At 42.8% G+C, this 10,039-nt stretch carries 12 protein-coding genes, 1 tRNA gene and 2 pseudogenes; 9 read left to right on the forward strand and 6 right to left on the reverse strand.

Annotation, left to right across the window (positions count from 1 at the left end):
• Positions 1 to 161 precede the first annotated feature (161 nt).
• From IM507_RS05125 to IM507_RS05140, 4 genes are all read right to left on the reverse strand, one after another.
• Positions 162 to 3,341 (reverse strand): nSTAND1 domain-containing NTPase, encoded by a 3,180-nt coding sequence (locus IM507_RS05125; RefSeq protein ID WP_287636738.1) that lies wholly within the window; start codon positions 3,339 to 3,341, stop codon positions 162 to 164.
• 65 nt (positions 3,342 to 3,406) lie between these two features.
• Positions 3,407 to 3,769 (reverse strand): coiled-coil domain-containing protein, encoded by a 363-nt coding sequence (locus tag IM507_RS05130; RefSeq protein WP_123230265.1) that lies wholly within the window; start codon positions 3,767 to 3,769, stop codon positions 3,407 to 3,409.
• 26 nt (positions 3,770 to 3,795) lie between these two features.
• Entirely contained in the window at positions 3,796 to 4,209 is a 414-nt protein-coding gene (locus IM507_RS05135; RefSeq protein ID WP_123230264.1) for a hypothetical protein, read from the reverse strand.
• Positions 4,210 to 4,246: 37 nt separating this feature from the next.
• Positions 4,247 to 4,417: a hypothetical protein gene (locus IM507_RS05140; protein ID WP_172963158.1), complete on the reverse strand. Its 171-nt coding sequence runs from the start codon at positions 4,415 to 4,417 to the stop codon at positions 4,247 to 4,249.
• A 277-nt stretch (positions 4,418 to 4,694) separates the two neighbouring features.
• Here IM507_RS05140 and rplS point away from each other — a divergent pair, with 277 nt between their 5' ends.
• The 7 genes from rplS to IM507_RS05175 all read left to right on the forward strand — a co-directional run bounded on the left by rplS (position 4,695) and on the right by IM507_RS05175 (position 8,469).
• Complete coding sequence (gene rplS, locus IM507_RS05145; protein WP_002754314.1) at positions 4,695 to 5,057, forward strand: 50S ribosomal protein L19; 363 nt, start codon at positions 4,695 to 4,697, stop codon at positions 5,055 to 5,057.
• A gap of 101 nt (positions 5,058 to 5,158) precedes the next feature.
• Positions 5,159 to 5,231 (forward strand) — tRNA-Trp (locus IM507_RS05150).
• 124 nt (positions 5,232 to 5,355) lie between these two features.
• The gene (gene secE / locus IM507_RS05155) at positions 5,356 to 5,592 is read left to right on the forward strand and encodes a preprotein translocase subunit SecE (protein ID WP_002737505.1); all 237 of its coding nucleotides are present in this window, start codon (positions 5,356 to 5,358) and stop codon (positions 5,590 to 5,592) included.
• Positions 5,589 to 6,206: a transcription termination/antitermination protein NusG gene (gene nusG / locus IM507_RS05160; RefSeq protein ID WP_002735925.1), complete on the forward strand. Its 618-nt coding sequence runs from the start codon at positions 5,589 to 5,591 to the stop codon at positions 6,204 to 6,206. Before secE ends, nusG begins: the two co-directional genes overlap by 4 nt.
• 3 nt (positions 6,207 to 6,209) lie before the next feature.
• Positions 6,210 to 6,635, forward strand: coding sequence for a 50S ribosomal protein L11 (rplK, locus tag IM507_RS05165; protein ID WP_002735897.1), 426 nt, complete (start codon positions 6,210 to 6,212; stop codon positions 6,633 to 6,635).
• 55 nt (positions 6,636 to 6,690) lie between these two features.
• Positions 6,691 to 7,404 (forward strand): 50S ribosomal protein L1, encoded by a 714-nt coding sequence (rplA, locus tag IM507_RS05170; RefSeq protein ID WP_002737132.1) that lies wholly within the window; start codon positions 6,691 to 6,693, stop codon positions 7,402 to 7,404.
• Between the two features lie 141 nt (positions 7,405 to 7,545).
• On the forward strand, positions 7,546 to 8,469 hold the full coding sequence (locus IM507_RS05175) for a bifunctional riboflavin kinase/FAD synthetase (RefSeq protein WP_123230268.1): 924 nt from the start codon (positions 7,546 to 7,548) through the stop codon (positions 8,467 to 8,469).
• Here IM507_RS05175 and IM507_RS05180 read toward each other — a convergent pair.
• On the reverse strand, positions 8,466 to 8,738 hold the full coding sequence (locus tag IM507_RS05180; RefSeq protein ID WP_184891183.1) for a hypothetical protein: 273 nt from the start codon (positions 8,736 to 8,738) through the stop codon (positions 8,466 to 8,468). The two genes, IM507_RS05175 and IM507_RS05180, sit on opposite strands and share 4 nt — an antisense overlap.
• Positions 8,739 to 8,744: 6 nt before the next feature.
• Entirely contained in the window at positions 8,745 to 9,263 is a 519-nt protein-coding gene (locus IM507_RS05185) for a hypothetical protein (RefSeq protein WP_002737967.1), read from the reverse strand.
• A 253-nt stretch (positions 9,264 to 9,516) separates the two neighbouring features.
• On the opposite strand from IM507_RS05185, the pseudogene IM507_RS05190 reads away from it, so the two are divergent.
• Both IM507_RS05190 and IM507_RS05195 read left to right on the forward strand, forming a co-directional pair.
• Positions 9,517 to 9,666: pseudogene (locus IM507_RS05190) on the forward strand (AAA family ATPase); the annotation flags it as partial.
• 128 nt (positions 9,667 to 9,794) lie between these two features.
• Positions 9,795 to 10,039: pseudogene (locus IM507_RS05195) on the forward strand (IS4 family transposase); the annotation flags it as partial.

The following is a 10,039-nucleotide window of genomic DNA, read 5'->3' on the forward strand; positions in this document are numbered from 1 at the left end:
ATTCTTGGGCTGCCCATTTCTCCATTTTTTTGCTTACCTCCACCTTAATTCCTTCTTTCAAAACTATACCTATCAATCGTTTCCCCTTTTTTTAAGTTTCTTCTCTTTTTGTTAAGAAAGATCTGACTAATGGATAGCTTTTTAAGGGGGGCAGGGGGGGATCAAATCCCATCACACAAATGCCTATCCTCCTCCCTAACATCAGAATTAGGATTGTGCAAATAAACCCGCACCCAATCGCAACTACGCTCCATTAAAGCATCTAAATCCCAGCCATTGTTTCCATTCCACAGTTTAATTGTGTTGTCCTCACTACCGCTCACCAAAGTCTTGCCGTCGGGACTAAAATTAACGCTATAGACAAAGTTATCATGCCCCTTGAGGGTGCGGATTTCTTGGCCTGTCTCTACATTCCACAGTTTGATTGTCTCGTCCCAACTACCGCTCACCAAAGTTTTGCCGTCGGGACTAAAATTAACGCTTATGACAGGGCTTTCATGCCCCTTGAGGGTGAGGATTTCTTGGCCTGTTTCTACATTCCAGAGTTTGATAGTCCCGTCCCAACTACCGCTCACCAAAGTCTTGCCGTCGGGACTAAAATTAACGCTTCTGACACGGCTATAATGCCCCTTGAGGGTGCGGATTTCTTGGCCTGTTTCTACATTCCAGAGTTTGATGGTGTTGTCCTCACTACCGCTCACCAATGTCTTGCCGTCGGGACTAAAATTAACGCTATAGACAAAGTTATCATGCCCCTTGAGGGTGCGGATTTCTTGGCCTGTTGACCCATTCCAGAGTTTGATAGTCCCGTCCCAACTACCGCTCACCAAAGTCTTGCCGTCGGGACTAAAATTAACGCTTATGAGACCGCTATCATGCCCCTTGAGGGTGCGGATTTCTTGGCCTGTTTCTACATTCAAGAGTTTGATGGTGTTGTCACCACTACCGCTCACCAAAGTCTTGCCGTCGGGACTAAAATTAACGCTATAGACAACGCGATCATGCCCCTTGAGGGTGCGGATTTCTTTGCCTGTTTCTACATTCCAGAGTTTGATGGTGTTGTCATAACTACCGCTCACCAAAGTCTTGCCGTCGGGACTAAAATTAACGCTTATGACAACGAGATCATGCCCCTTGAGGGTGCGGATTTCTTGGCCTGTTTCTACATTCCAGAGTTTGATGGTGTTGTCATAACTACCGCTCACCAAAGTCTTGCCGTCGGGACTAAAATTAACGCTTGTGACACGGCTATAATGCCCCTTGAGGGTGAGGATTTCTTGGCCTGTTTCTACATTCCAGAGTTTGATGGTCGCGTCACCACTACCGCTCACCAAAGTCTTGCCGTCGGGACTAAAATTAACACTTAAGACATAGCTATCATGTCCCTTGAGGGTGCGGATTTCTTTGCCTGTTTCTACATTCCAGAGTTTGATGGTGTTGTCATCACTACCGCTCACCAAAGTCTTGCCGTCGGGACTAAAATTAACGCTAAGGACATCCCCATTATGCCCAGAGAGAGTGCGGATTTCTTCCCCTGTCTCTACATTCCACAGTTTGATTGTCTTGTCTTCACTACCGCTCACCAAAGTCTTGCCGTCGGAGCTAAAACTCACACTATTGACACTGCCATTATGCCCTACTAAGCGATTAGATTCCCTTCCTTCAACCAGAATCTTCTGCAAAGCATCAATTACCTTCGTGTTGCTTGCGTTGTGTTTCTGCAAAATTTTTCCTGCCTTAATCGCTTCAACAATAGCATCTAATTCTTTTCCCTCTTCATTAAAGAGATGCAAAGAATAACCACTGAGAGAATTTGCTAAACTAAGTTCTGTATCAACTTCGCGCCGTTTTCTTTCTGCTTCGATTTTTTCTCGTTGCTTTTGATAGTGATAACTAGCTTTAATAAATTTTACGGCTACATCATCTAAATTAGAAAGTGATTTTTCTTTGATAAGATTGACAATCCTTTTCAGTTTAGAACCTCCCCAAAGCTCACTACTCGCTTTTACTGCATCTTGCTTCTGTAAATCATCCCACTGTTTAGCATCAGCATATAAACGACTTCTCAGAACAATTATCTCCTCTTTTTCTCGAATTAAATCCTGTAACACTTTCCAAGAACGTAATAACGCCTCATGTGCCACCTCAACCGTTGCTTTCCCGTCTTCTCCCTTACTCACCAAAAGACGATTATCTATCAATTGATAGAGAACCTCCCTTTGCATTTCCTCCTGTTCAAAACTCGATTTATCCGCCCTTCTGCTAACCGCTTTTTCCCCTTCTAAACTAATTAACTCTAGAAAAATTTCCTCTGCTGCTTTCCTTTGCTGTTCATTAAATTGACTATAAATTTTATCCGCTTGTTTTTCTAGCGCACCCGTTACCCCACCAATCTCTTGATAAATCTTATTATTTAAAACCCGCTCTTGAATATGATCTTTTTCCCACAATAAATCTAACGTATATTGTAACAGAGGTAAAGAGCCAGCCTGTTCATAAAAATCCGCAACAATTTGATTAATTAATCCCTTTTCAAAAATTACCCCATTTCTCGCCGCCGGTTCAGCAATAGCTAATCTTAACTCACTTTCATCCATATCCGTTAACATCTTGCTATACTGATCATGGATTTTTCCTAAACTGGGATAAGGACTTAATTTATCTAAAAAATCCGCCCTCATCGTCATCACAATTTTAACTAAACTATCATTCTTTTCAATTAATTTAATCAAACTTTTAATGAAAATATCTCTTTCAGTTTTCGGTGTACGAGTAAATAATTCCTCAAATTGGTCAATAAAAATAAACCATAAATCAGAATTATTTTTTAATCCTTCAACCACCTTAATTAAAGTATCTTCCTTAACAGCTTGTGCTAACTTTGCTTGGGATTGTGTATATCTATTCCCTAAAAGACAACCATAAAAAGACTCAAAGGGATTAACATCAGGAACAAAAGTTAAATTAACCAATCTATTTGCGCCAAAATCATCCTTTAACTTAGGAATTAAACCCGCTTGCACGAGAGAAGATTTACCACTTCCCGACGCACCTAAAAGCAGTAAAACATTCTTTTGCTTTAAATAATCAGTTAACTCAATAATCCAATTATCTCGCCCAAAAAACCTATCCTTATCATCTACTTCAAACTTCCTTAAACCCAAATAAGGTGAACCCGTAATTAAAGGTTGAGACTGAATCTCAACTCCTGACTTTTGGGTGATAATATATTGATTGATTACACCGCCACTAATATCACCTGCAATTCCCTTAAATTCACCATCACCGATAAGACCTTTAACATCACCTCCTATTTCTGAATAATAACTTTTATCAGTCATTTTTGCTACCCCAAAATTATTCTTTTCAAGTTAACTTTAAATTGCAGTTTTAGAATTAGCAATTTTTAAGGACTTCCTACTAAACCAAACAATTTAGCCAAACCGCCTAAAATCGTTACAATTAAAGCGACTAAAATCCCTCGACTGACAAACTCTTGATTCTCTAAGCGCTTTTCCACGCCATCATTTTTTCCCTCTAAACGCTTCTCAATACCATCAATTTTTCCCTCTAGACGCTTCTCGACACCATCAATTTTTTCCTCCAGACGCTTCTCGACACCATCAATTTTTTCCTCCAGACGCTTAATTTCACCTTTAACTTCACTAAGTTCAATCTTAATATCAGTAACATCTTTTTGAAGATTGTCTAACTTTTGATTGATTTGAATTAGAAAATCTTTAAGTTCTACCTCAACAGTAATTGACATAAATTTCCCTCCTAAATAATCCTCAACTAATTAATCTTCTGACTAATATTTCCACCACTAATATCTCCTGCAATTCCCTTAAAAGTACCATCTCCCACCATTCCTTTAATATCATCACCAACATTAATATTATACTTACCTGCGGCAAATTCTTCAGGTTTTAATTGCTTAAGTAATTCTTCTGCTGTCTTAATAACCTCTGCATCTCTATCAATTTTTGCTTCAAGTAACTCTTCTTTGAGCAGTGTTTTTACCCCCTCTGAATCTGGTTTTTTCTCATGTTTATCGACGATATCACTATCATCTGTTTTCCCTTTTTCTGCAAATTTCTTCTTAATCAACGCTTTTAAACTCTCATAAGCATCCTTAACGGCTGTTCCTGCCGTATCCTTAGCAGCAGCAACCGCACCAGCAGCCAACGCAGCGAGAATTATTTCCATTGCCTGAGACTCCAAATTAGATATTGCTGACTCAATCTTAGATCAAAGCAAAGTATCTGACGCGATTATGGCGCAGGTATTGGGCGCAAATGGCTTGCTCGTCGGGGTTGTTGGCTACTACTATAAGCTGGACGTGGGGGACTTGCTTGGGAATAATATCCCAGCCAGAAAATCGCTCTGTAGAAAAATCAGACCAGCTAGATAGCATATTATCAAAGCGTAAGTCCCTTAGCTGCGGGGACTCTCGAAGGACTTCCCCCTACTTAGGGTGATCAGCACACTTGAGCGATCGGAGGGCGCAGGTTCCTGGCACTTCTACAGTAACGGATTTTGTCCACAATGTAGGGGCGAACTGCGTTCGCCCAAAAGATACATTATCAAAGCGCAAGTCCCTAATCCCGTTTAGAGCATATTTCATTTAGACGAGAAAGGCTGTACTTAAAAAAATATGGTATGATGAGAAATTGTCAGTTTTACGAAAGCCGATGAAAACGGAAGAGATTATCAAATCAATCGAAGCCGAGTATCTCAAGAGCGATCTGCCCATTATCCATGTCGGTGACACGATCCGGGTAGGGGTGCGAATCGTTGAAGGAGATAAAGAGCGGATTCAGCCCTACGAGGGTATTGTCATCGCCAAACGCCATGGCGGTATCAACGAAACGATTACAGTACGCAAAGTCTTCCAGGGTGTGGGAGTAGAAAGAGTTTTCCTGCTCCACTCGCCCCGGGTTGCCAATATCAAGATCATCCGTCGTGGTAAAGTACGCCGGGCGAAACTCTACTATCTGCGCGATCGGGTTGGCAAAGCCACCAGGGTCCAAGAACGTTTCGATCGCCCTCTCTAAAAAATTTCCGGCGACAGCCTAACCAAGAAAGTTGCTTAATCGCCAACAACTACGCTATAATAAATAAAGGCCTTAAAAAAGCCCAATAGTTTAGCGAATGGGCGCTCTTAGTTCAGTTGGTAGAACGCAGGTCTCCAAAACCTGATGTCGGGGGTTCAAGTCCTCCAGGGCGCGTTTGGTAATCACCAAGCCGATAATTGCAAAGGACATGATCTAAATGTCTGAGGGTTAGTGTGGGTTGTCCGGTGAAAATGATAAGTTAAGGATAGCTTGAGTATCATTTTAAGGAGTAGCGATCGTGGCCAAAAAAGAAACCCTAGAAAAAGACGCGAGCGACAAGAAAGAGGGAAGCTCCTTTCAGGTCAAGGAATTCGTCAATGAAACCAAAGAAGAACTCGCCAAAGTCGTCTGGCCTTCCCGTCAGCAACTTTTGAGCGAATCGGCGGCGGTGATGTTAATGGTGACTTTGGTAGCCACTCTCATCTATCTAATCGATAAATTCTTTGCCTGGGGTGCGGGGAAGGTGTTCCCATGAATCTAGAAGAAGAGCAGTTTCCCGAAGAACTCAATCTTAGCGGCCTACCGAAAAAACCCCGTTGGTATGCCGTGCAGGTGGCTTCCGGTTGTGAGAAACGGGTCAAAGCTAATTTGGAACAGCGCATCCACACCCTCGATGTGGCCGATCGCATTCTGCAAGTCCAGATTCCCCAAGCGGCCACCGTCAAAGTCCGCAAGGATGGTTCACGGCAACACGGTGAGGAAAAAGTCTTCCCCGGTTATGTCCTGATCAGAATGATCATGGATGATGACGCTTGGCAGGTGGTGAAAAACACCCCCCATGTGATCAACTTTGTCGGGGCCGAACAAAAACGCCACTACGGACGCGGCCGTGGTCACGTCACCCCGCTACCCTTGAGTATGTCAGAAGTCGATCGCATCTTCAAACAAGCTCAGATTCAAGAACCCGTCGTCAAAATCAATATGGAAGTTGGCGATCAAATCTTGGTTCTATCCGGTCCATTTAAGGACTTTGAAGGGGAAGTGATCGAAGTTAGTCCCGAGCGCGGCAAACTCAAGGCCCTGCTCTCCATTTTTGGTCGGGATACCCCGGTCGAATTGGAATTTAATCAAGTCGAAAAACAAAACTAAATCATGGCTAAAAAAGTCGTCGCAATTATTAAACTAGCTTTACCTGCTGGTAAGGCTAACCCTGCTCCTCCGGTCGGTCCTGCTTTAGGTCAACACGGGGTGAATATTATGGCGTTTTGTAAAGATTACAACGCTAAAACCGCCGATCAGGCTGGGATGATCATCCCTGTGGAAATTTCCGTTTTTGAGGATCGGAGTTTTACCTTTGTCCTCAAAACTCCCCCCGCTTCCGTTCTCATCCGTAAAGCGGCCGGTGTAGAAAGAGGTTCCAACGAACCTAACAAGAAATTTGTCGCCACCATTACCCGCGACCAATTACGCGAAATCGCCCAGACTAAAATGCCCGATCTTAACGCTAACGACATCGAAGCGGCCATGAATATTGTGGCAGGAACGGCCAGAAATATGGGTGTCAAGATCTCAGATTAAATCTTATTACGGGGAGAAGTTAAGCTTCGTTATTACCCAAGGAGCAACAAATCAGATGGTAAAAAAAGTTTCACGACGTTTGCGAGATGCCCAGGCTAAGGTAGAAAATAAAGCCTACGAGCCATTAGAGGCACTAACATTATTAAAGGAATTAGCGACGGCGAAATTCGACGAAACCGCCGAAGCTCATATTCGTTTAGGTATCGATCCTAAATATACCGACCAACAACTGCGGACAACGGTAAGTTTACCCAAAGGAACCGGACGCACGGTGCGGGTAGCGGTGATTACTCGCGGGGAACAGGTGCAGGAAGCGAACAATGCTGGGGCCGATATCGTTGGTTCAGAAGAATTAATCGAAGAAATCGCCAAGGGGATGATGGATTTCGAGGTGTTAATCGCCACCCCCGATATGATGCCGAAAGTGGCTAAATTAGGTCGTCAACTCGGTCCACGGGGTTTAATGCCCTCACCGAAAGGGGGAACCGTAACCACGGATTTAACGGGGGCAATCTCTGAGTTTAAAGCGGGTAAATTAGAATTCCGGGCTGATCGCACCGGGATCGTTCACGTTCAATTTGGTAAAGCTTCTTTTAGCGCCGAGGATCTGTTAGTCAATTTGAAAGCTTTGCAGGAAACGGTGGACAGAAACCGTCCTTCCGGGGCAAAAGGTCGTTACTGGCGTACAGTTTATGTTTCTTCCTCCATGGGGCCATCGATTCAAGTGGATATTAGCTCCCTGCGGGATCTGAAATTAGCCGAAGGTTAATGACAGTTATTTTTCTTTGAAAAAGCCTCCAAGGGATTGGGGGCCTTTTTTGGCTTGATCGCCCGATTGATATAAAATCAAAAGGCTACACTCAAGATTAATCGCTTGAATTATTCTCTTGTATCTGTTCTTAAAGCCAGCGTGTGGATTGTAGATTCCCCTAATACCCGTATTTTAGCCCCTAGTGCGATCGCTCTTGGTAACTTTGATGGTTTGCACCTAGGTCATCAAACCGTCCTACAGCCAATTTTTCAGGATGAACCCGCTTATCCCACCGTTGTTAGTTTTACTCCCCACCCGCGGGAATTTTTTACGGGAGAAAAATGGCAGTTATTAACTCCTCTAGGGGAAAAGGTGGAGGTTTTGGAGAATTTAGGCGTTAAACAATTAGTTTTACTGCCTTTTTCTGCTCAATTAGCTTCCCTGACTCCCTTGGCTTTTATCGAACAGATTTTAGTAGCAAAATTACAGGCTAAATCGATCAGTGTTGGTCAAGATTTTCGCTTCGGTTATCGTCGTCAAGGTACAGCCGAAGATTTATTACAGATCGCCTCTCAATTTAACATTAAAGTCGAGATTGTTGCTTTAAAAAACTGTGGGACGGGTCGAATTAGTAGTTCCCTAATTCGTCAAGCTTTGGCAGCAGGAAACGTTCAGCAAGCTGGGCAAATGTTAGGTCGTCCCTACAGTTTAACCGGTCGCGTGGTCATCGGGCAACAGCTGGGCAGAACATTAGGTTTTCATACCGCTAATCTACAGGTTCCTCCCGATAAATTATTGCCGCGACTGGGGGTTTATTGCGGTTGGGTGCATCTCGATGGTTCTCGCTTACCAGCAGTTATGAATATCGGTTATCGTCCCACAATCGAGGGAAAAACTATCAGTGTGGAAATCCATTTATTGGATTGGTCGGGCAATGTATATGATCGTATTTTAACGATGGATTTAGTGCAATTCCTGCGACCAGAACAGAAATTTAATTCTCTCGATCGATTAAAAAATCAGATCGAGATAGACTGCGATCGCTCTCGGTTAATTTTAACTTCTGTAACCGACAACTTCTAATATTTTTGATATTCTCTTTCTACTTTACCCACCGCTTTCAATAAAGGAGAATCGAGGGGATCGATCCAATCAGCTACTTCTCGCGCTAATCCTAGGGTAACAATGCCTTGAGACGGTGGTAATTGACCAGCTAAAGCCTGACTTTTGATGGTTTTTAGGACAGAAATTAAACCCTCAATCCGAGTCGATCTTTCTGTTTCTCGCATCTGTTCGGCCACGGTAATAGCTTGGTCAATTGATTGAATTAATTCCCTCATGTTCGTTTCCATAATATTCTAGCGACAGGAAAGAGATGTAACCGTTATTGCTCGTCCCTCTCCCCATTGTATATTGGCATCTCGCGAGTCTTTAATAAAAGTTTGCTGACCACCACCGGGATAACAATCAGCCGGATTCTGGGGGGCGACAATTCCTTGATAAACCGTTGTTCCCGCAGGTAAAGTCACCGATATTACTTTGGTCGCTTGATTGGGAGGATTCCACTTTTGATCGAGGGCTAAATTCCTGATCACTTCCACATTGGTGGTATATTGATCCGTGGTCAGAAAACGACCTTTTTTGTAATTTTCGTCACTATAATAACGGAAAAAAGTCTGGGGTTTTTCTAGGGTAACTGCCTGACATTCACTATTGCGAAAAGTGATGGCAATATCTGGAGGAAGAGGACAGGAAGGAGCCTGATCTTGAGCCAATATTTTCCGAGAATTGAAAGTCAAATTTTCGGGCAAACTATTGGTTAATGTACTGGCTGCGATGCCTAAAACAAGACTAAAAACGAGCGAACTGGCTTTCATCTTCATCGATTAAGAGAAATTCCTCTCGATTTTATCAGACTGAACCGACTGAAAATCTTAATTTCGCCCACTGGCAACAATTCTTAACTAATTTTCTCCCTGCTCGCCACCCTAACCCTGATTAGCTCCCTAAAAGAAAATTTCCCGCCATTGTCTGTCAACTTTCCTCGCTAGTGTGGGCAAATTGGGAAAAGAATCGTTAAGATCAAAAAAATTAACATCAATCTTCTTGACAAAATACCCCATTTGTGTTATGAGAGACGCTATTGATATTTTGATGGAAAATTTGAGCCAGAGCATCGTCGGCCAAACCGAATCGATTCGCATTGTGCTGGTGGCCTTACTCAGTGGTGGCCACGCTCTCCTGGAAGATGTACCCGGAGTTGGCAAAACCCTCTTAGCTGACAGGGGGACAAGCAAGCTGAAAAGCTTATGTAGCACGGAATACAGATACGGACTCCAAAAAAAGATAAGTCATATTTACCATATATGACCTAAATAACGAAAATGATAAGTGAACTATACCAGAAAGTGTTAGAAAATGAACTGGGACGAGCCAGATATCTACTGTTGTTAATGATAGTTGGAACCTGGCAAATACTAAAGCAAGCTAAGTTAGAGATATTAGCAGAAGCACTGCCAATACCAATCCTGTTTGAGAGTCGGAGAAAAAAACTAAAAAGATTTTTAAAGCTGGAAATTCTGAATATTGAAAAAATCTGGTTTCTCTGCTTAAAAGAGATGTTAAAACAGCAGGAGAGATTCACAATAAAAGG

This window comes from Microcystis sp. M20BS1, assembly GCF_020245305.1.
In the GTDB taxonomy this organism is placed as follows: Bacteria; Cyanobacteriota; Cyanobacteriia; order Cyanobacteriales; family Microcystaceae; genus Microcystis; species Microcystis ichthyoblabe_A.

What these genes read in the sequence shown, in the direction of transcription:
- IM507_RS05180 (WP_184891183.1), bottom strand. Translation starts at nt 8,738, where the DNA reads ATGGAAACGAACATGAGGGAATTAATTCAATCAATTGACCAAGCTATT.
- rplK (WP_002735897.1), top strand. Translation starts at nt 6,210, where the DNA reads ATGGCTAAAAAAGTCGTCGCAATTATTAAACTAGCTTTACCTGCTGGT.
- IM507_RS05185 (WP_002737967.1), bottom strand. Translation starts at nt 9,263, where the DNA reads ATGAAAGCCAGTTCGCTCGTTTTTAGTCTTGTTTTAGGCATCGCAGCC.
- rplA (WP_002737132.1), top strand. Translation starts at nt 6,691, where the DNA reads ATGGTAAAAAAAGTTTCACGACGTTTGCGAGATGCCCAGGCTAAGGTA.
- IM507_RS05130 (WP_123230265.1), bottom strand. Translation starts at nt 3,769, where the DNA reads ATGTCAATTACTGTTGAGGTAGAACTTAAAGATTTTCTAATTCAAATC.
- IM507_RS05135 (WP_123230264.1), bottom strand. Translation starts at nt 4,209, where the DNA reads ATGGAAATAATTCTCGCTGCGTTGGCTGCTGGTGCGGTTGCTGCTGCT.
- IM507_RS05140 (WP_172963158.1), bottom strand. Translation starts at nt 4,417, where the DNA reads ATGCTATCTAGCTGGTCTGATTTTTCTACAGAGCGATTTTCTGGCTGG.
- nusG (WP_002735925.1), top strand. Translation starts at nt 5,589, where the DNA reads ATGAATCTAGAAGAAGAGCAGTTTCCCGAAGAACTCAATCTTAGCGGC.
- IM507_RS05125 (WP_287636738.1), bottom strand. Translation starts at nt 3,341, where the DNA reads ATGACTGATAAAAGTTATTATTCAGAAATAGGAGGTGATGTTAAAGGT.
- rplS (WP_002754314.1), top strand. Translation starts at nt 4,695, where the DNA reads ATGAAAACGGAAGAGATTATCAAATCAATCGAAGCCGAGTATCTCAAG.